This window comes from Azospirillum sp. B21, from assembly GCF_008364825.1.
Classification (GTDB): Bacteria; Pseudomonadota; Alphaproteobacteria; order Azospirillales; family Azospirillaceae; genus Azospirillum.
The window spans coordinates 293,387-311,944 of the sequence record NZ_VTTO01000002.1; the positions used below are offsets into that span (position 1 = coordinate 293,387).

17 protein-coding genes and 1 tRNA gene are annotated in these 18,558 nt (G+C 67.4%); 11 read left to right on the top strand and 7 right to left on the bottom strand.

Annotated features, from left to right (window positions below; all coding sequences use genetic code 11):
* Positions 1-46: 46 nt before the first annotated feature.
* The 3 genes from FZ983_RS06070 to FZ983_RS06080 all read left to right on the top strand — a co-directional run bounded on the left by FZ983_RS06070 (position 47) and on the right by FZ983_RS06080 (position 2,969).
* Positions 47-667: a class I SAM-dependent methyltransferase gene (locus tag FZ983_RS06070; protein WP_149222686.1), complete on the top strand. Its 621-nt coding sequence runs from the start codon at positions 47-49 to the stop codon at positions 665-667.
* A 110-nt stretch (positions 668-777) separates the two neighbouring features.
* Positions 778-1,617: a uroporphyrinogen-III synthase gene (locus tag FZ983_RS06075; protein WP_149222687.1), complete on the top strand. Its 840-nt coding sequence runs from the start codon at positions 778-780 to the stop codon at positions 1,615-1,617.
* A gap of 185 nt (positions 1,618-1,802) precedes the next feature.
* Positions 1,803-2,969, top strand: a complete 1,167-nt coding sequence (locus FZ983_RS06080) for a cytochrome c peroxidase (protein WP_149222688.1) — start codon at positions 1,803-1,805, stop codon at positions 2,967-2,969.
* A 13-nt stretch (positions 2,970-2,982) separates the two neighbouring features.
* On the opposite strand, the gene FZ983_RS33990 is transcribed toward FZ983_RS06080, so the two are convergent.
* The 4 genes from FZ983_RS33990 to FZ983_RS06095 form a co-directional block, all read right to left on the bottom strand.
* Positions 2,983-3,153: a hypothetical protein gene (locus tag FZ983_RS33990; protein ID WP_188092255.1), complete on the bottom strand. Its 171-nt coding sequence runs from the start codon at positions 3,151-3,153 to the stop codon at positions 2,983-2,985.
* Positions 3,154-3,344: 191 nt separating this feature from the next.
* On the bottom strand, positions 3,345-3,902 hold the full coding sequence (locus FZ983_RS06085) for a hypothetical protein (RefSeq protein WP_149222689.1): 558 nt from the start codon (positions 3,900-3,902) through the stop codon (positions 3,345-3,347).
* A gap of 203 nt (positions 3,903-4,105) precedes the next feature.
* The gene (gene ccoG, locus FZ983_RS06090) at positions 4,106-5,584 is read right to left on the bottom strand and encodes a cytochrome c oxidase accessory protein CcoG (protein WP_247883608.1); all 1,479 of its coding nucleotides are present in this window, start codon (positions 5,582-5,584) and stop codon (positions 4,106-4,108) included.
* A gap of 242 nt (positions 5,585-5,826) precedes the next feature.
* On the bottom strand, positions 5,827-6,252 hold the full coding sequence (locus FZ983_RS06095) for a YqaA family protein (RefSeq protein WP_149222691.1): 426 nt from the start codon (positions 6,250-6,252) through the stop codon (positions 5,827-5,829).
* Positions 6,253-6,480: 228 nt separating this feature from the next.
* Here FZ983_RS06095 and FZ983_RS06100 point away from each other — a divergent pair, with 228 nt between their 5' ends.
* Positions 6,481-8,418 carry a PAS-domain containing protein gene (locus FZ983_RS06100; RefSeq protein ID WP_247883609.1) on the top strand — a complete coding sequence of 646 codons (1,938 nt, stop codon included), beginning with the start codon at positions 6,481-6,483 and terminating at the stop codon, positions 8,416-8,418.
* Between the two features lie 117 nt (positions 8,419-8,535).
* Here the strand turns inward: FZ983_RS06100 and FZ983_RS06105 are convergent.
* Together FZ983_RS06105 and FZ983_RS06110 are read right to left on the bottom strand one after the other, a co-directional pair.
* Positions 8,536-8,621 (bottom strand) — tRNA-Tyr (locus tag FZ983_RS06105).
* Between the two features lie 157 nt (positions 8,622-8,778).
* On the bottom strand, positions 8,779-9,648 hold the full coding sequence (locus FZ983_RS06110) for a hypothetical protein (protein ID WP_149222692.1): 870 nt from the start codon (positions 9,646-9,648) through the stop codon (positions 8,779-8,781).
* A 465-nt stretch (positions 9,649-10,113) separates the two neighbouring features.
* On the opposite strand from FZ983_RS06110, the gene FZ983_RS06115 reads away from it, so the two are divergent.
* The 5 genes from FZ983_RS06115 (at position 10,114) to FZ983_RS06135 (ending at position 15,243) form a co-directional block, all read left to right on the top strand.
* Entirely contained in the window at positions 10,114-11,754 is a 1,641-nt protein-coding gene (locus tag FZ983_RS06115) for a DegQ family serine endoprotease (protein ID WP_149222693.1), read from the top strand.
* 114 nt (positions 11,755-11,868) lie between these two features.
* Entirely contained in the window at positions 11,869-12,630 is a 762-nt protein-coding gene (locus FZ983_RS06120; protein WP_149222694.1) for a glycosyltransferase family 2 protein, read from the top strand.
* Between the two features lie 49 nt (positions 12,631-12,679).
* A complete protein-coding gene (locus FZ983_RS06125; RefSeq protein ID WP_149222695.1) occupies positions 12,680-13,015 on the top strand; it encodes a lipid-A-disaccharide synthase N-terminal domain-containing protein in 336 nt (111 codons plus the stop codon).
* Complete coding sequence (locus FZ983_RS06130) at positions 13,012-14,703, top strand: glycosyltransferase family 39 protein (RefSeq protein ID WP_149222696.1); 1,692 nt, start codon at positions 13,012-13,014, stop codon at positions 14,701-14,703. The genes FZ983_RS06125 and FZ983_RS06130 overlap by 4 nt, the downstream gene beginning before the upstream one ends.
* A 132-nt stretch (positions 14,704-14,835) precedes the next feature.
* Complete coding sequence (locus FZ983_RS06135; protein ID WP_149222697.1) at positions 14,836-15,243, top strand: hypothetical protein; 408 nt, start codon at positions 14,836-14,838, stop codon at positions 15,241-15,243.
* Here the strand turns inward: FZ983_RS06135 and FZ983_RS06140 are convergent.
* Entirely contained in the window at positions 15,237-16,193 is a 957-nt protein-coding gene (locus tag FZ983_RS06140; protein ID WP_149222698.1) for an ROK family protein, read from the bottom strand. The two genes, FZ983_RS06135 and FZ983_RS06140, sit on opposite strands and share 7 nt — an antisense overlap.
* Positions 16,194-16,467: 274 nt before the next feature.
* Between FZ983_RS06140 and FZ983_RS06145 the strand changes: the two genes are divergently transcribed.
* Together FZ983_RS06145 and FZ983_RS06150 are read left to right on the top strand one after the other, a co-directional pair.
* Positions 16,468-17,250: a hypothetical protein gene (locus FZ983_RS06145; protein ID WP_247883610.1), complete on the top strand. Its 783-nt coding sequence runs from the start codon at positions 16,468-16,470 to the stop codon at positions 17,248-17,250.
* Between the two features lie 399 nt (positions 17,251-17,649).
* Complete coding sequence (locus FZ983_RS06150; protein ID WP_063635815.1) at positions 17,650-18,555, top strand: branched-chain amino acid ABC transporter permease LivH; 906 nt, start codon at positions 17,650-17,652, stop codon at positions 18,553-18,555.
* Positions 18,556-18,558: the final 3 nt, after the last annotated feature.

Below are 18,558 nucleotides of genomic sequence, written 5' to 3' on the forward strand. Positions count from 1 at the left end.
TTTGAACAGTACCCGGCATCGGGATCGAGAGAGGGGAAACAGGATCATGGACGCCGACTCCATTCGCGCCGCCTACCGCCGCTACGCGGGCTTCTACGACAAGGTGTTCGGGGTGCTTCTGGCGTCCGGCCGGCATGCGGCGGTGGAGTGGCTGAACCGGCGCGGGAACCTGCGGATCCTGGAGGTCGGCGTCGGCACCGGCCTGTCGCTTTCCGACTACCGCAAGGACAACCGCGTCGTCGGCATCGACCTGTCCACCGACATGCTGAAGGTCGCGCAGGAGCGGGTGGAGCGCGAGAAGCTCGACAATGTCGAAGGGCTGCTGGAGATGGATGCCGGCAAGCTGGCCTTCGCCGACGGCAGCTTCGACGTGGTGGTCGCCATGTATGTCATGACCGTCGTCCCCGACCCCCAGGGCACGATGGCGGAGTTGGAGCGCGTCTGCAAACCGGGCGGCGACATCGTGATCGTCAACCACTTCGCCGCTCCCCGCCCGGGCGTCCGCCGCGTGGTGGAGGGGTGGCTGTCGCCCTTGTCGAAGAAGCTGGGCTGGCGGCCCGACTTCACCCTGGAGGCGATGATGAACGGATCGCGGCTGGCCGTGGAGAGCATCCGCACCCTGCCCCCCTTCGGGCTGTTCAGCCTGCTGCATTGCCGGCGGGGGTAGAGGGCGTCGCCGGAAGTGGTGGTGGCCGTGGCGGTCCAACCTGCGTGACCGCCCCCGTCGCCTGCTGTTAGTCTCGCCGTGACCACACAGGCGATCAGGGGAGCCGGGCCATGGCCGAACAGGGCGGAGATTTGGCGGGAAAGCGGATTCTGGTGCCGGAGAGCCGGGATCTCGACCTGTTCGCCGGCATGATGGAACAGCATGGGGCGGAGACCATCCGCTGCCCGATGGTCAAGATCCTCGATCTCGACGACCCGGCGCCGGCCCGTGACTGGCTGGACCGGTTGCTGACCGAAGGCTTCGACGACATCGTGCTGCTGACCGGTGAAGGGCTGCGGCGGCTGATGACGGTCGCCCGCGCCATGGAGCGCGAGGCCGACGTGGTCGCCGCCATCGGCCGGGCGCGCGTCTTCGTCCGCGGGCCGAAACCGGTCAAGGCGCTGCGGGAGATCGGCTGCAGCCCGTTCAAATCCGCCCCCGCTCCGACCACGGACGGCGTCATCGCCATGCTGTCGGAGGAGGAGTTGGACGGTCACCGCGTCGGCATCCAGCTCTACCCCGACAACCCGAACGAACCCCTGCTGGAAGCGGTGCGTGCGCGCGGCGGTACGCCGGTGGCGGTCACGCCCTACCGCTATGCCAATGATTCCGAGACCGGTGCGGTGCAGACCGCCATCCGCGACATGGCGGCGGGGCGGATCGATTTCGTTGCCTTCACCGCCTCGCCCCAGGTGCGGCGCCTGCACGAGGTGGCGGAGGCCTGCGGCCTTGCCGACGACTTCCGCCAGGGCTTCGCCAGGACCCGGATCGCCGCGGTCGGCCCGGTGGTGGCCGAGGCGGTGGAGGCGGCGGGCGGAACCGTCGCGGTGTCCCCGGAATCGACCTTCCACATGAAGCCGCTGGTCAATGCTATCCGCCGTCTGCTGACGGACGGGGCGGGGGCGAAATAGGTCCGACGGGAGAGGGGCAAGGGGCGGGCAGGGGCGATGATGGCAAGACAGCGACCTTTCGCCCCACCCTCCCTTTGCGCGGCCTTGTTGATAACAATTCTCACTCTCGCTTAACCTTTGACGCGCAGTGTTGGCGCCGACCACCGGGAAACTCCCTGTGGCCGGCCGTTGCCAGGAGCGTCGTCATGTCCGTTACCATCCTCCCCCTGTCTCGCCGCGCACTCGCGCTGGTGCTTCTGTCGGCCGGAATCGCCGGGGGTGGGTCCGCGCTCGCGACGGATCTGTCGACGAAGGAAAAGCTGGGGGAGGCTCTGTTTTCCGACCACAATTTGTCGGCCAACCGCACCCAGGCCTGCGCCGACTGCCACAATCCCGATTTCGGTTTCGCCGATCCGCGCACCGGCGGCGCAGGCGGGGCGGCATCGGTCGGCGACAACGGCAAGTCGGTGGGCGATCGCAATGCGCCGACGGCGAGCTATGCGGCCTTTACGCCGGCCTTTCACTTCACCGCGGACGGCAAGGCAGTCGGCGGACAGTTCTGGGACGGCCGCGCCGCGACCTTGAAGGATCAAGCCGGTGGCCCGCCGCTGAATCCGGCCGAGATGGGTCTGACGTCCAAGGAGCAGGCGCGCGAGAGGCTGGCCGAGAATCCCGACTATGCCCGCGCCTTCGTGGCGCTCTATGGCGCCGGCGTGCTCGACGATGCGGAGCGCGCCTATGATGCGATGAGCGACAGCCTCGCCGCCTTCGAGAAGACCGACCGGTTCGCGCCTTTCGATTCGAAATACGACCGCCATCTGCGCGGCGAATACAAGATGACGGCTGAAGAGGATTTGGGCATGACCCTGTTCTTCTCCACCCAGTTCACCAACTGCAACCAGTGCCACAAGCTGAAGCCGATGCCGGCAGCGGCCGGGGAAATGTTCACCAACTACGAACACCACAACATCGGCGTGCCGGCGAATCCGGCCCTGCGCGAGGCGTCGGGCAAGCCGGCGACCTTCGCCGACCGCGGCCTGCGCGACAACCCCGCAGCGGCCAAACCTGCTTTCGAGGGGAAATTCAAGACGCCGAGCCTGCGAAACGTGGCCGTGACCGGGCCCTACATGCACAACGGCGTCTTCAAGGATCTGGAGACGGTGGTCCGCTTCTACGACCACTACAACAACCGCACGGAAAAGGCCGCGATCAACCCGGAGACCGGCAAGCCCTGGGATCCGCCCGAAGTGGCGGCGAACCTGTCGAAAAAGGAACTGGAATCGGCTCCGGCGTTGGAAACCCGCCGCGTCAAGGCGCTGGTCGCCTTCATGAAGACGCTGACCGACGCACGGTACGAGCATCTGCTGAAGTGAGGTCGGGCCTGCTTCAGCCGCCGATATCGATCCGGTAAAGCTCCAGATCCAGCAGTTCCATCGTCATCCGGGGGCGACCGGCCGTCTTGCGGGCGCTCAGCTTGCGGGCCAGTGGTCGGCTGAGCCAGGCTGCGCGGGCGCGGTCGATCAGGGCGGTGCAGCGATGGGACAGTCTGGCGTTCATGGCTGGTCAGCTTTCTCGCACGGGATGTCGGGATCGGCGGTTCGATAGGGTAGCGGCAGGCTCCTGTGAGCGGTTGCAGTAAGAATGTCGCGGCACTGTGACAGTTTCTATCGCTCGAAGGTTTAGTCCATAGGCCGTAGGGCAGGGTTTTCGCCCGTTTTGCCCCTATCTTCGACCAAAGGAGGAGGGGGTCACACCACCACGCCGACCAGCCGCCGCAGCGCGTCGCGCGATTCGCCGTCCAGAACCGGCAGCCCGCCGCGGGCATCCAGCATGTAGGCGCCGGGATCGGACAGCGTGCGCATGGCGAAACCGACCACGGCCGGCGGTTCGGTGCCGAGCGGCTGCGACTCGTAGACGGGGGTGAAGCTGCAGCCGGCGAGCAGCGCGCGAATCATCAGCGCCTCGTCGGAGGATGCGCCGGCTGCCGGGGTGTTGATGCCGAACAGCAGCCGTTCCGCCTCCGCCTCGGTCACCAGCCCGCGTTCCAGAAGGATGTCCACCATGGCGGAACTGGTCATCACCGGCGCGGCACGTCCCTTCCAGCAGAAGCGGCCGTCGTCCCAGCCGACGTCGAGGCTGCGGAAGATCATGTGAGGTTCGCCGCCGCCCGGCGCGCCGGCGACGATGTAATTGACGCGCAGCAGGCCGTTCCAACCGCCCGCCGGGGCGACGATGCTGGACACGCCGCACCGCGTCAGGCGCAGGTAGGTGTCGTTGATCCCCGACGGTTCGAAATCGAAAAGCATGGCCTGTTCACCTCGCTGCCGGCAGGCAGGCCCGGTTTCCCGATTGCCCCGCCCTCGTTTGGTGAGTCAGGTGAGTGGCGGCTTGGCTTGCGCAAACTGCCCATGCGGGTGCCCTCCCTTTGCGCAGAAATGCGAAAGGCGGTAGGCCGATCCGCCGGCCACCGCCTTTCGACTCCGCGCCAACGGAGAGTATCCGTGACGGACTACTGGTTGGCCGGCCCCATGAACACGCTGTCACGGCTGTTCTTTTCAGCGGTCACGGTGTCGGACAGTTGGAAGGTCAGCGGCAGCGAGGTGGCGGTGACTTCCCCGCGGGGGGCCGTCACATAGACGCGGTAGGTGGCGACGCTGTCCGGCTCCGCCGAGATGGTGGCGGTATGGGCGGCGGTCTCCGGTTCCGCTTCGCCGATCACCTTGATGTCGGCAGCGGACAGGCCGACGACGCTGAGGGTGTAGGACCGGTTCTGGCGGGTCTTGTTGGCGACCTTGAAGGTGTAGGCATTGCGGATCGACCCGTCCGACAGCGTCACGAACAAGGGCGCGCGGTCGCGCAGGACGGTGATGTTCAGGCTGGGGCGCAGCGCGAAGCTCCAGGCCATGGCGCCGCCGATGACCAGCATCAGCAGGGCGTAGACGATCACGCGCGGACGGATCAGGCGCCATTGATAGGTCTTGCCGGACGCGCGGGTGTCCTGCGCCGCCAGCGAATCGAAGGCGATCAGGCGGGTGGGCAGTCCCTGCTGGATCATGATGGTGTCGCAGGCGTCGACGCACAGGCCGCAGTTGATGCAGTCGGCCTGTTCGCCGGTGCGCACGTCGATCCCCATCGGGCAGACCTGGACGCACTGGCCGCAGTCGATGCAGTCGCCGAAGCCCTGGGCGCGCCGCTCGTCCCAGCTCTGCGACTTGCGCTTGGGACCACGATTGTCGCCGCGGTCGGCCTGATAGGTGACCACCAGCGAATGTTCGTCCAGCATCGCGGTCTGGATGCGCGGCCAGGGGCACATGTACATGCACATCTGCTCGCGCGTCCAGCCGGCCATGACGTAGGTCATGCCGACGAAGATGGCGAAGAAGGACGTCGCTTCGTAGCTGGCCTGGAAGGTCAGCAGATCGTGCAGCAGGGCCGGGGCATCGGTGAAGTAGGCGAGGAAGCCGAAACCGGTGACGAGGCTGAGCGCCATCCAGCCCGCATGCTTGCCCGCCTTGCGCAGGATTTTGCGCATGGTCCAGGGCTGCTTTTCCATGCGGATGCGTTCCGCCCGGTCGCCTTCGAAGACACGCTCGATCCAGACAAACAGATCGGTCCACACCGTATGCGGACAGGCGAAGCCGCACCAGACGCGCCCGGCCAGCGCCGTCGCCAGGAACAGGCCCAGCGCCGCCACGATCAGGATGCCGGTGAGGTAGTAGATCTCCTGCGGCCAGATCTCGATCCAGAACAGGAAGAAGCGCGGCGCCGTCAGATCGAACAGGACCGCCTGGGCCGGGGCTTCGGGGCCGCGTTCCCACCGGATCCAGGGGGCGATGAAGAACAGCACCAGAAGAACGGAGAAGGTCACGGTTTTCAGGCGGCGATAGAGGCCCTTGACCGATTTGGGATGAATCGTCTTGTGGCTTTCGTACAGCGGAACCTTGGCTGGTTGGGCTGATCCCTGCTGAACGATGCTTCCGTCTGGCATGTCGATGCGCCTGATTTCCGATTCCACGTTGGCGCGGAGCATAGTCGACCACCAGTGCGGCGCGTTTGACCTCTGTCAAACTGCACCGATATTTTGAAAAGCCCCTGTTTTCCTGAGGCCTTCCGCTGGTTCGAGGGATCCGCGGTCCGGGTTCCGTTAATACTGTGCAGCCACCGTCGCCGACAAGCCCATTATTGCGTCTAACATGGGCGCATGACATACAATACTGATACTATACTATATTAAAAAGCGACTATCAGTGCAACGTACCGTCCGAGCTTGCCGATCGTGACCAGCAGCAGGAACAGGCGCAGGTCGACGCGCAGGATGCCGGCGACCAGGGTCAGCGGATCGCCGATGAAGGGAACCCAGGCCAGCAGAAGCGACCAGACGCCGAAGCGCTGGTACCATCCGGTGGCCCGTTCCACCAGACGGCGCGATGCCGGGAACCAGCGGCGGTCCTGGAAGTGCATCAGATAACGGCCGAGAGCCCAGTTGACCGTCGATCCCGCCACGTTCCCGGTGGTCGCCACCAGAATCAGGAGTCCGTCGTGATAGTTGCCCGAGGAATGCAACCCGGCCAGCAGAAGCTCCGACTGGGCGGGAAAAATCGTCGCGGCCGCCAGCGCCACAAGGAACAGACTGCCGTAGGCCGCGACATCCGACATCGTGTAAATCCTTTCCCGACCAACGGTTTGCCTGTTACGCTTCGCTGTCTGGCGCAGGATTAGGCGTCGGGCGGACGTAAAATCAAGGGGTTCACCGGCGGCGTCCGGCGGGTGCGGCTGCGTGATGGCCCTTGCCCGGCAACCGTCAAGAGACAAGAATGGGGCCGCGATCCGCGCCGCGTGTCCGGCCGGCGGCTTTTGCTCGCCGGTTATCGCGATGGTCATCGCATGCAGGCCGAATTTGCGGTGGGAGAAGGCACGCGCATGGGGGAAACCGGGTTCGCCCGCTTCGACGCCGACGAACGTCTGGTCTGGACCAATGCCGCCTTCGCGGCCCGGTTCGCCGTGCCTCCCGCTGGAACGCCCGATGCGCCGTTCCATGCGACGCTCGACGCGCTTCTCACCGGTCTTCTCGGGCTGTCCGGGATCGACGACCTGCGCCGCGGCCATGCCGTGACGCGGGCGTTCCCCGATGGCGCCACGGTCACTCTGGCGCTTGGTGCGGGCGCGCCGGGGGAAAGCCTGCTGACGGCCATCGAGACGGCCGGCCGGACGGAATTCCCGTCGGAGCGGGAACCCTGGGCGAAGACCAGCCTGGTCCTCGATTGTCTCAGCCAAGGCGTGATGGCCTTCGACCACGACCTGCGGCTGGTCGCGTGGAACCGGCGCGTGCTGGAGCTGCTTTTCATCGACCCGGATTTCCCGCGCTATGCCCAGCCCTACGAGACCGTGGTGCGCCACATCGCGGAGCAGGGCGGCTATGGCCGCGGCGACGTGGATGATCTGGTGGCGCAACGGCTGGACTACATCCGCAACGCGTCCTGGCCCTTCTACAACGAGCGGGTGCGGCCCGACGGCGTGGTCATCGAAACGGTGACCCTGCCGCTGCCGGACGGCGGCTTCGTCACCACCTACACCGACATCACCCAGCGCAAGCAGGCCGAACGGGAACTGGCTGCCAGCCGCGAACTGTTCGAACTGGCGATCCGCGCGGCGCGGGAGGGCATCTCGCAATGGGACCTGCGCACGGGCGAGGTGTGGTTCTCCCCGCAATGGTGGGGCCTGCTGGGCTATGGCGAGACCGAGATGGAGAACAGCAGCCACCGTTGGGAAGAGCTGATCCACGCCGACGACCGCGCCGCCGCGCTGGAGATGGTGGCGGAACTGGCGTCCGGCCGGCGGTCCGAAAGCCGGTTGCTGCAGCGGTTCCGCCACCGGTCGGGCGCGACGGTCTTCCTGGAGACCCGCGCATTGGCCGTGGCGGGCGGCGACGGCCGGACTTTCCGCATCGTCGGCTCCCACACCGACGTCACCGAGAGCGTCCGCGCAGCGGAAGCCGTCCGCGCCGCCAAGGAGGAGGCCGAGCGCGCCCTGCAGGATTTGAAGGAGGCGCAGGTCCAGCTGATCCAGGCGGAGAAGATGGCCGCACTCGGCTCCCTCGTGGCCGGCGTGACGCACGAGATCAACACGCCGGTCGGCATCGCCCTGACCGGCGCCTCGCTGCTGGCGGAAAAGACGCGTAGCCTGCGCCGCCTGTTCGAAGCCGGCTCGCTGCGGCGCGGCGACTTCGCCGAATTCATCGACATCGCGGATGAAGCGACGCAGCTGATGCTGCTGAATGTCGAGCGCGCCACCCGCCTGATCCAGAGCTTCAAACAGATCGCCGTCGATCAGGCCAGCGAGGAACGCCGCGTTTTCGAACTGAACCACTATATTCACGAGGTCCTGCGCAGCCTGGGAATGCGCATCCGCCGCAGCGGGCATGCCGTCGCCGTCCATTGCCCGGAAGACCTGATGCTGGACAGCTATCCCGGCGTCATCAGCCAGATCCTGACCAACTTCGTCATCAACTCCATCCTGCACGGCTACGATCCGGGCGTGCGCGGTCGGCTGACCGTGACGGTCACGTTGTCGGACGGGGAGGTGGAACTGGTCTATGCCGACGACGGCCGAGGCATCCCGGCAGACCTGCACGGCCGGGTTTTCGAGCCCTTCTTCACCACCAGCCGCGACCGCGGCGGCAGCGGGCTGGGGTTGAACATCGTCTACACGCTGGTCACGCGCAGCCTGCGCGGGCGGTTGCGGCTGGACAGCGCACCGGGGGCCGGAACGGCCTTCACGCTGCGTTTCCCGCGCATCACGCCGGCAGACCCTCTGCCGCTGTAGCGGCGCAGGTCAGATTTTTCAAAGTTCGGGAGCTGAAAAGCCGGGACTTGATCGCGGCACCGCCATGACGTGGTCGTCTGCCGTGGGCGGTCTGCTGCGGCGCACGCCATGGTGCGATGGTGGAAGGGGCTGGATTCGAACCAGCGTACGCGTACGCGGGCAGATTTACAGTCTGCTGCCTTTAACCACTCGGCCACCCTTCCATCGGGGCGCAGAGGATTAGCCTTTCGATCGGGGGGGCGTCAAGCCCCTTTTCGCGGATTTTTGCTCCAACAAAAAACCTCCGCCCCGAGTACGGGACGGAGGCTTTTTAAACACGGCTTTCAAAGAGGGCTTGGCGACCCGCTTTTCAAAATCCGGTCAGTTCGGTCGACGCGACGCCCGGTGCGCGGGGATCGGAATCGGGCGAATTGCCTGTTCCTCGCGCCGGCTGGCCGACATGTCGATTTCCACGCGGGCCAGGGCCTTGCGCAGTTCGTGCACGCTGTCGGACAGCGACTGGATCGTCGCTTCGCTCGGCTGCTGGCGCCAGCCGCGATAGGCGGAGATGCATGCCTTTGCCGTGTCGCGCAGGCGGCCTTCGACCGCATCCACCGGCGGGGTCGGCTGACCGGCTGTCCGCGGAGCATCCGCCGTCGCCGGGGCTGCCGTGACCGGAGCCGCCGCCGGGGCCGGGGCCGGAGCCGGTGCGGGCTCCTGACGGTTCAGGCGCAGCGTTTCCGTCGGAGCCGGAGCCGGAGCGGCAGTCGCCGCCGGGGCCGAAGCCGGGGAAGCGGCAGGCGTTTCGACCGGGGGCTGATCGGCCGCCGGTTCCGTCCGCGATGCACGGGTCAGCGTGCCGCGGACCGTGCGGCCGGCGCGGCGCGGCTCTGCGGGAGCCTCGGCTTCCGCGGGAGCGGCGGGAGCGGGTTCGGCCGCCGGGGCAGCCGGAGCCGCGGTCACCGGTGCGGACGTCTCCTCGGCCGGTGCCGCCGGTACGGAAGACTGGCCGTCGTCCGCCTGGACATCGCCCTGGTCGTCATCACCGTGGGCGGCGTCGCCCTGGCCGCTTGCGGCCTCCGCCTTCTTGATGATGTAGGAGATGGCGCTGGGCGTGCATTCGAATTCGCGCGCGATGGCCGAAAGCGTTGCACCGCTGCGGTAGCGTTCAAGAATTTGGGGCCACGCCGACTGCGGAATGCGCCCACGCTTCTTGGGAGACTCCGGTTCGCTCCCGGTTTCTGCGTTCATTATATCGCTCGGTTGCCAAAGTGAATTTTCAGTCATTCGTCAGCATGTCCACCCGAACCGCACGCTTCCGACGCGGGACCACGCGGGCGCGTGCGTCGGCAGCATCGTGGCTTCACGCTGGCGGGCGATGTTTTCGGTATGGATGAATATCGGAAACTCTTCTCAAAAATGCCAGCATAACTTTGCAAGGAATCGTGATTTTGTGTCCGGTGTCACAACGGGGCACGACGATTGGTGGACGGCGGAGCTTTTAAAATCCGTTGACGGATGAAAAGCGCGTACCGGAAACCGCCGGTGGTGGCGTCTTTTGAAAAGTGCGATGGACCCCGGACGGGGGGTGACGTGTTTTGACTTCAGGAATTTCCCTGAACGGGACGTTCCGACCGTCACCGGGACTTGTCGGCTCGGCGGGCGGTGGCCGTTGGCTCCAACTGTTTTGCCCCACCGATTTTGCGGAGACCGTCCATGCCGCATGCGTCCCTTCGGCGTTCGCCCCACACCTCCCGCCATCTTCCGGCTGCGGCGCTGTGCGCGCTGCTGGCCGGTGCCGTCCTGTCGCCGGCGCTTCCCGCGGGTCCCGCCGCCGCGCAGGAGGCGCCCGCCGCGAACACCGTCAATGCTGCGCCCAACGCCAGCCGGACCTACGCGCCGCCATCCTTCCGCGACCTGGCCCGGACGCAGGTCGACACCGTGGTCAACATCTCCAGCACCCAGGCGCCGCAGGCATCCGGCGGCGGCCGCCTGCCGGAAGGGATGGACGTGCCCCCCGGCTCGCCGCTGGAGGAGTTCTTCCGCGAATTCCGCAACCGCCAGCGCGGCGGCCAGCCCAACGGTACACCCGAAAGCGGTCCCAACGGTGGGCCGGGCGGAGGTCCCAATGGAGGCCCAGGGGGTGGCCCAGGCGGCTTGCCCAGCACGGCGCTCGGTTCCGGCTTCATCATCGATCCTTCCGGCCTGATCGTCACCAACAGCCATGTCGTCGCCGACGCGGCGGAGATCTCCGTCACCCTGCATAACGGCACCCGGCTGCCGGCCAAGCTGGTGGGGTCCGATGCGCCGACCGATCTGGCGCTCTTGAAGGTCGAAAGCGACAAGCCGCTGGCCGCCGCCCATTGGGGCGACAGCGAGACGGTGGAGGTCGGCGATTGGGTGGTCGCCATCGGCAACCCGTTCGGGCTCGGCGGATCGGTGACCGCCGGCATCCTGTCGGCCCGCGCCCGCGACATCCAGCAGGGGCCCTACGACGAGTATCTGCAGACCGACGCCGCCATCAACCGCGGCAATTCCGGCGGTCCGCTCTATGATGCCGGCGGTGCGGTGATTGGCATCAACACCGCGATCTATTCGCCCACCGGCGGATCGGTGGGCATCGGCTTCGCCATCCCGTCCTCACTGGCCAAGCCGATCATCGATCAGCTGAAGGACGGCGGCAAGGTGCGGCGCGGCTGGCTGGGCGTCCAGGTCCAGCGGGTGACGCCTGACATTGCCGAAAGCCTGGGCATGGACGGCACCGGCGGCGCGCTGGTCACCAGCGTTTCGCCCGACAGCCCCGCCGCCTCTGCGGGCCTGCGCCAGGGTGACGTCATCACCGCCTTCAACGGCAAGCCGCTGGAGCAGATGCGCGAACTGCCGCGCCTCGTCGCCTCGACCGAGATCGGCCGCGACGTGCCGTTGAGCGTGCTGCGCGGCGGCAAGCAGGAATCGGTGCAGGTGACGCTCGGCGAACTGCGCAACGAGCCGCAGCAACTGGCAATGTCCGGGTCGAGCGGCGCCCCCCGCTCCGCCCAGCCGGAAGAGAGCAAATCGGCGCTCGGCCTCAAGCTCGCCCCGCTGACGCCCGGCCTGCGTGAGACCTTCTCCATCGGCGAGGACGTCGACGGCGTGGTGGTGACCGAGGTGGACGGCGACAGCGTCGCGTCCCAACGCGGGCTCGACCTTGGCGACGTCATCGTCGAAGCCGGGCAGGAGCCGGTGTCGACCCCCGCCGACCTGGAAAGCCGCATCGCCAAGGCCAAGGAACAGGGACGCAAAACCTTGCTGATGCTGGTCAGCCGCGGCGGCGACCTGCGCTATGTCCCGCTTCCGCTGGACGGCAACAAGGGGTAATCCGGACCAAATCCCGGCAGATAGGACCGGTGCGGGGATCTGCCCCGCTCCGGTCTCATCCTTTTCCGCTACCGTTCGCCGCGCCGCGAGAGTAATTTGCGGCCCGTTTGGCGAATGGGATGGCAAACCGTGAGCATTTATCCGGAGAGCGGCCAGCCGGTGCGGCTGTCGGTCGTTGTCCCCGTCTTCAACGAGGCCGACAACGTGCTGCCGCTGCTCGAAGAGATCGAGCGGGCGCTGGCGCCGGTCGGTGGCTTCGAGATCATCTTCGTCGACGACCAGTCCGACGACGACACCCAGGTGCGGCTTGCCCCGGCGGTCGAGGCCGGCCGGTTGCGCGTGCTGCGCCATGTCCGCCGCTCCGGTCAGAGCGCCGCGGTGCGCAGCGGCGTCAAGGCAGCGCGCGGGGAGTTCGTCGTCACCCTCGATGGCGACGGGCAGAACGACCCGGCCGACATACCGGCGCTCTTCGCCCTGGTGTCGACGGGGGATGCCGGCGCCCCGGTGCTGGTCGGCGGCCTGCGTAAGAAACGGCAGGACACCCTGTCGAAGCGCTGGGCCTCCAAGATCGCCAACGCCGTCCGCCAGTCCTTCCTGCAGGACGGCTGCACCGACAGCGGCTGCGGGCTGAAGCTGTTCCGCCGCGACGCCTTCCTCGACCTCCCCTTCTTCGGGGCGATGCACCGGTTCCTGCCGGCCTTGTTCCGCGCCCACGGCCATCCGGTGGCTTATGTGCCGGTGAACCATCGCCCGCGCGAGCGCGGCGTGTCAAAATACAACAACTGGCGGCGCGGGCTGATCGGCGTGGTCGATCTGCTGGGCGTCTATTGGCTGAAGCGGCGGACGAAGCTGTCGCCCGTGTCCGAACGCCTCTGACCGACCTTCGCTTGCGACCACAAGACCCTTTCGGGACGGGATTTCTACGATGCTAGAGCGCGCCGCGGCCTGGTTCCACGAACAGAGCACGACCGACCTGATCTGGGTCGGCATCGGCTTCTTCGCCCAGCTGATGTTCACCATGCGCTTCATCGTGCAGTGGATCGCCAGCGAAAAGGCGCGGCGCAGCGTGGTGCCGGAACTATTCTGGTATTTCTCGCTGGGCGGCGGCGTGATGCTGTTCGCCTATGCCTTCTACCGCTTCGACCCGGTCTTCATGCTGGGGCAGGGAATGGGTTTGGTGATCTATGCCCGCAACGTCTACTTCGTCTGGACCCACAAGAAGTCGCTGGCCTCCGGCGATGCGGTGCCGAGCAAATCGTGACCGCATCCACCCTGCCGCGCGCCGCCCTGCCGATCTGGGCCTATGCGCTGCTGGCGCTGATCGCCGCCGCGCTGTTCCTGCCGGGCTTCACCGTGCTGCCGCCCTTCGACCGGGACGAGGCGCGCTTTGCCCAAGCCTCCTCCCAGATGCTGGACAGCGGCAATTTCGTCGACATCCGCTTCCAGGATGAGACGCGCTACAAGAAGCCGGTCGGCATCTATTGGCTGCAGACCGCCGCGACCACGGTAGCCGAAGCGGTGCGCGGCGTTCCCGTGGGCAGCGAAAAGCTGATCTGGACCTACCGCATCCCGTCCTTCCTGGGCGCAATTCTGGCGGTGCTCGTCAGCGCCTGGACGGCGGCGCGGCTGTTCGGCGGTCCGGCCGGCTTCATCGCCGGGCTGATGATGGCCTCCTGCGTCGTTCTGGGGGTCGAGGCGCGGATGGCCAAGACCGACGCCGTGCTGCTGGCCACCGTGGTGATCGGGCAGGCGGTGTTGGCGCATCTATACCTCAACCGCCGCGATCCGGCGCCTGCCGGACGGTCCGCCTGGACCGCGCCGCTGGTATTCTGGATCGCCGCCGGCATCGGCGTGCTGGTCAAGGGGCCGATGGTCCTGCTGGTGTCCGGCAGCACGGCGCTGGTTCTGGCCCTGTGGGACCGCGAGGCCGGCTGGCTGAAGCGGCTGAAGCCGCTGGCGGGGCTCGGCATCGTCGTCGCCATCGCCGCCCCCTGGCTGATCGCCATCGCCTTCAAGAGCAAGGGCGCCTTCTTCGCCGAATCCGTCGGCCACGACATGTTGGGCAAGGTGTCCGGCGGGCAGGAGGGCAAGGGCCTGCCGCCCGGCTATTATCTCGGCACCTTCTGGGTTACCTTCGCTCCCTGGTCGCTGTTGGCCCTGCTGGCGGTTCCCTGGACCTGGGCGCGCCGCCGGCTGGACACCGTGCGATTCTGCATCGCCTGGATCGTCCCGAGCTGGCTGGTGTTCGAGGCGGTGCCGACCAAGCTGCTGCATTACACGCTGCCGGTCTTCCCGGCGATCGCCGCCCTGGCCGCGGCGGCCCTGCTCGACAATTTCGACCGCAGCCGCGAACGGCCGCGCCGCTGGCTGACGGCCGCCGCCGTGGCGCTTGGCGTAATCGGCTTCGGCGCCCTGACCCTGGCGGTCGCGGTGATTCCCTGGCTGGTCGGCCAGCGGATCGATCCGGTTGCGGTGTCGCTGGTGCCGGCGGTGGGCGGGCTTTTCGCGCTCGCCCTGCATCTGCTGCTTGGGGTCAAGCGGCAGATCGGCCTCGCGGCCGGCGTGGCGGCTGCCGCCCTGCTCTATGCCGGGACCTACACCGCGGTGCTGCCGAGCATCGACGGCGTCTGGGTCAGCCGGCAGGCCGCCCGTGCGGTGGCTCAGGTCCGGCCCTGCGCGGACAGCGTCGTCGCCTCCGCCGGCTATTCCGAACCGAGCCTCGTCTTCCTGCTGGGCACGCCGACCAAGCTGGTCCATGGCGCCGGTGCGGCAACGCATCTGCTGTCCGACCGCGCCTGTGGTCTGGCCCTGGTGGAGGACCGGGAGGCCGCCGCCTTCCTCGACAGCCTGGGCACGGCCACGCCGCTGCCGCTTACGGAATTGGCTGGATTCAACTACAACACCGGCAAGCGCCTGCACCTCACGCTCTACCGCCTGCCTGCGCCTTAAGGGCAGGGGGCCTCCCCGCTTGGGGATTGAGGCGCGGGATGGGTAACGCGCCTCCGCATTGGACGGCGCGGGCGCTTTCCGCTCGACTGCATCTTCGGATCCGTTTTTTTCCGGACGAAAGGTGCCTGTTCGATGACCCGCGTTGCTTCCGCTGCCACAGCTGCCGTCAGGACCGCTGCCGTTGCCGCCGTGTCCCTTCTGGGAATGGCGGCGCTGTCGCTGCCGGCCAATGCCCAGAAGCAGGATTATGCGCCCTGGGTGTACGACCAGATGGTGCCGACCGGTCCCTTCATGCGCAACATGGATCAGGCCCAGCCGCTCCCCGGCCCGGCGCCGTCGCATTGGGGCGCCACCAAGGCGGGCGAGCACCGCGCCGGCATGACGCGCTACGGCACCGATGTGAAGCGGACGAACCGCCATTATTCCAACACCCATTCGCTGACGCCGCCGCCGGTCGACCCGGCCGCCGCCCGGCGGGTGATGGCGCCGCCGCGCAGCGCCGACGCACCGCCGACGCCGCGGACGGCCCAGCCTCAGTAATCCGCGTCCGGCATCTCGCCGGGCCGCCACAGCCACGCCGCACCGCGCACGCCGCTTGAATCGCCATGGCGGGCGCGGCGCACCGGCGTGTCCAGCCGGTCGGAGAAGGCCCAGGGCTCCATTGCCGCCGGCAGCCGATCGTACAGCAGGTCCGCGTTCGACAAGCCGCCGCCCAGCACGATCACGTCCGGGTCCAACAGGTTGACCACCGCGGCCAGCCCGCGCGCCAGCCGCCCGACCAGCCGGTCGGCCGTCGCGGCGCATCCGGGGTCGATGTCGGCGCGTGAAAGAATCGTTGCGGCATCCAACGCCTCGCCGGTCGCCGCCAGGTGGTCCGCCGCCACCGCCGGTCCGGAAACGAAGGTCTCCAGGCAGCCATGCTTGCCGCAGTAGCAGGCCGGGCCCGGCCGTTCCGCGTCCATCGGCCAGGGCAGCGGATTGTGCCCCCACTCGCCGGCGATGGCGTTGCGCCCGCCGAGCGGCCGGCCATGAACGACGATGCCGGCGCCGCAGCCGGTGCCGAGGATCGCCGCGAACACCACGCCGCAGCCGGCCCCGGCGCCGTCGGTCGCCTCCGACACCGCAAGACAGTTGGCGTCGTTCTCGATCCGCACCGGCCGGCCGAGCGCCTGGACGAGGTCGCGGGTGAAGTCCTTCCCGATCAGCCAGGTGGAGTTGGCATTCTTCACCAGCCCGGTGGCAGGGGAAATGGCGCCCGGAATGCCCAGCCCGACCGTCGCCTTGCCACCGGCGGGGATCCCTCCTTCCAGCCTTGCGACCAGATCGCGGACCGTCGCGACCGTCCCGTCATAATCGCCCTTCGGCGTGGGAACCCTGTGGCGGGCCAGTTCGTTTCCCTGACGGTCGAGCAGGATGCCCTCCGTCTTCGTGCCGCCCAGATCGATGCCGATGCGGTGCCCGCTCGCAAAACTTGATCCGGTGGCTGCCATGCTGTGTGACCCGTTTGACCATGAAAAGCCCATCCATAGCGCCGCCGCCGCCGCGGCGTCCAGCGATGGCGACCGCCAAAAAGGACATGTGTCGAAGGAACAGGTCGCGGCCGCGACTCGCCGTGTCGACTCCGCCGCGGTCGTGGGACAAAACGCAAGCGGCCGGCAAATACCATTGACCGGCCCCCGCGTTCGGGTAGAAGGTCGCCGACTGTCGGGCGGTCGCCTATCCCGCCCCAACCCGTCCTGTCGTACCGCGCCACCGGAGCCCCTGATGAGTCGCCAGCGCGCTGCCCTTCGCCTCTCCCTGAAAGCCCTGACCGGCGCCGCCGTCCTCGGCGCGCTGCTCGCCCTGCCTGCTGCGCCCGCCAGCGCTGCCGCCGCCAAGGAGGCTGCGAAGCCGTCGGCGAAGACGGCCGCCGCCAAGGCGCGCCCGACCAAGGCCAGCACCCCGGCCGCGCCCGCCTGCTACAACCGCGCCGAACATGCGGCCGAGCAGATGATGCGCCTGCACACCGAGATGATGGTGGTCGGACTGACCTGCCGCACCGTGGTGCCGGACAAGAAGCCGTTCGACCTCTACCAGGACTTCTCGGTCAAGAACCGCGCCCTGCTGTCCAATTCGGAAGCGTCGCTGATCAGCTATTACAAGCGCGCCGGCAGCGGCGGCAACGCCACCCGCCAGTTCGACATGTTCCGCACGGAGTTGGCGAACGAGATCAGCCGCCGGGCCGCCACCATCGGTATCCCGCAGTACTGCGCCAACTTCGTCGACCGGTCGGTGGCCGCCAAGGACCTGACTCCCGACGACCTGCGCACCCTTACCTCGGACGAGAAGAACGCCGGCCTGATGCATCTGGCCAGCCGTCCGCTCTGCGACGTGAAGGTGGTCAGCAATCCGGACCCCGTCTTCGCCGTCGCCCAGGCCACGCCGACTCCGGCTGCGCCGAAGACGGCCGCCGCCAAGGCGAAGGCTCCGGCCAAGGCCGCCGCTCCGGCCAAGCCGAAGCAGAAGGTTGCCGCCGTTCCGGCCAAGCAGTCCGTCGCCGTCCGCTGACGCTGCAACGTCCGGTTTCCGGACGCACATTGTCAACGCCCCGCACGGCATCCGCCGGCGGGGCGTTTTGCGTTTTCCACTCCTCCTAATCGAAGCCCGTCGCGGTCGACGCATGCGGACAGCACAAATCTGTCTTGCAAAAATCCGTCAGGCTGGTACTACCGAAAAGGTCAGGGGGAGCGCTCGCCGAACGGCCCGGCCAAGTCGGAATCGCATCCTCCGAACAGGAAAAATCATGGTCCGTCAGACCGATAGACGGAACTCCGGATGATACGGCATTCCGTTTGGTGAATGGACGGGCTGCACCAGACAGGGGGCTGCTGTTGCGTGACCGGTGTGCCGAGTGTGCCCGTGCCGCCGCACCCTGCCTTTGCGCCGTGCTGAAGGTGGGGTGAGGACATGGACTATTTTCTCCAGCAATTGATCAACGGCTTGTCGCTTGGGGCGATTTACGGCCTGATCGCGATCGGCTACACGATGGTGTACGGCATCATCGGGATGATCAACTTCGCCCATGGCGAGATTTACATGATCGGCTCCTTCGTGGCGCTGATCACCTTCCTGGCCATCGGCGCGCTCGGCATCACCTGGGTGCCTCTGGCCCTGCTGGTCATGCTGCTCGCCTCCATGCTGTTCACCAGCGTCTATGGCTGGACGGTCGAGCGCATCGCCTACCGGCCCCTGCGCTCCTCACCCCGGCTGGCGCCGCTGATCTCCGCCATCGGCATGTCGATCTTCCTGCAGAACTACATCCAGCTCCTCCAGGGCGCCCGCTCCAAGCCGCTGCAGCCCATCCTGCCCGGCAACCTCACCCTGATGGACGGCGCCGTCTCCGTCAGCTACGTGCGCCTCGCCACCATCGTCATCACCCTGGTCCTGATGGTCGGCTTCACCATGCTGATCAACCGCACCTCGCTGGGACGCGCCCAGCGCGCCTGCGAGCAGGACAAGAAGATGGCCGGGCTGCTCGGCGTCAACGTCGACCGCGTCATCTCGCTGACCTTCGTCATGGGCGCAGCCCTCGCCGCCGTCGCCGGCATGATGGTGCTGCTGATCTATGGCGTCATCGACTTCTACATCGGCTTCCTGGCCGGGGTGAAAAGCTTCACCGCCGCCGTGCTCGGCGGGGTCGGCTCGCTGCCCGGCGCCATGCTCGGCGGCGTGGTCATCGGCCTGATCGAGGCCTTCTGGTCCGGCTATGTCGGCTCCGAATGGAAGGACGTCGCAACCTTCTCCATCCTCGTCCTCGTCCTGATCTTCCGGCCCACCGGCCTGCTCGGCCGGCCCGAGATCGAGAAGGTGTAAGCG

Excerpts from the sequence above, each read along its gene's own strand:
- FZ983_RS06070 (WP_149222686.1), top strand. The coding sequence starts at position 47 with ATGGACGCCGACTCCATTCGCGCCGCCTACCGCCGCTACGCGGGCTTC.
- FZ983_RS06075 (WP_149222687.1), top strand. The coding sequence starts at position 778 with ATGGCCGAACAGGGCGGAGATTTGGCGGGAAAGCGGATTCTGGTGCCG.
- FZ983_RS06080 (WP_149222688.1), top strand. The coding sequence starts at position 1,803 with ATGTCCGTTACCATCCTCCCCCTGTCTCGCCGCGCACTCGCGCTGGTG.
- FZ983_RS33990 (WP_188092255.1), bottom strand. The coding sequence starts at position 3,153 with ATGAACGCCAGACTGTCCCATCGCTGCACCGCCCTGATCGACCGCGCC.
- FZ983_RS06085 (WP_149222689.1), bottom strand. The coding sequence starts at position 3,902 with ATGCTTTTCGATTTCGAACCGTCGGGGATCAACGACACCTACCTGCGC.
- ccoG (WP_247883608.1), bottom strand. The coding sequence starts at position 5,584 with ATGCCAGACGGAAGCATCGTTCAGCAGGGATCAGCCCAACCAGCCAAG.
- FZ983_RS06095 (WP_149222691.1), bottom strand. The coding sequence starts at position 6,252 with ATGTCGGATGTCGCGGCCTACGGCAGTCTGTTCCTTGTGGCGCTGGCG.
- FZ983_RS06100 (WP_247883609.1), top strand. The coding sequence starts at position 6,481 with ATGCAGGCCGAATTTGCGGTGGGAGAAGGCACGCGCATGGGGGAAACC.
- FZ983_RS06110 (WP_149222692.1), bottom strand. The coding sequence starts at position 9,648 with ATGAACGCAGAAACCGGGAGCGAACCGGAGTCTCCCAAGAAGCGTGGG.
- FZ983_RS06115 (WP_149222693.1), top strand. The coding sequence starts at position 10,114 with ATGCCGCATGCGTCCCTTCGGCGTTCGCCCCACACCTCCCGCCATCTT.
- FZ983_RS06120 (WP_149222694.1), top strand. The coding sequence starts at position 11,869 with ATGGGATGGCAAACCGTGAGCATTTATCCGGAGAGCGGCCAGCCGGTG.
- FZ983_RS06125 (WP_149222695.1), top strand. The coding sequence starts at position 12,680 with ATGCTAGAGCGCGCCGCGGCCTGGTTCCACGAACAGAGCACGACCGAC.
- FZ983_RS06135 (WP_149222697.1), top strand. The coding sequence starts at position 14,836 with ATGACCCGCGTTGCTTCCGCTGCCACAGCTGCCGTCAGGACCGCTGCC.
- FZ983_RS06140 (WP_149222698.1), bottom strand. The coding sequence starts at position 16,193 with ATGGCAGCCACCGGATCAAGTTTTGCGAGCGGGCACCGCATCGGCATC.
- FZ983_RS06145 (WP_247883610.1), top strand. The coding sequence starts at position 16,468 with ATGAGTCGCCAGCGCGCTGCCCTTCGCCTCTCCCTGAAAGCCCTGACC.
- FZ983_RS06150 (WP_063635815.1), top strand. The coding sequence starts at position 17,650 with ATGGACTATTTTCTCCAGCAATTGATCAACGGCTTGTCGCTTGGGGCG.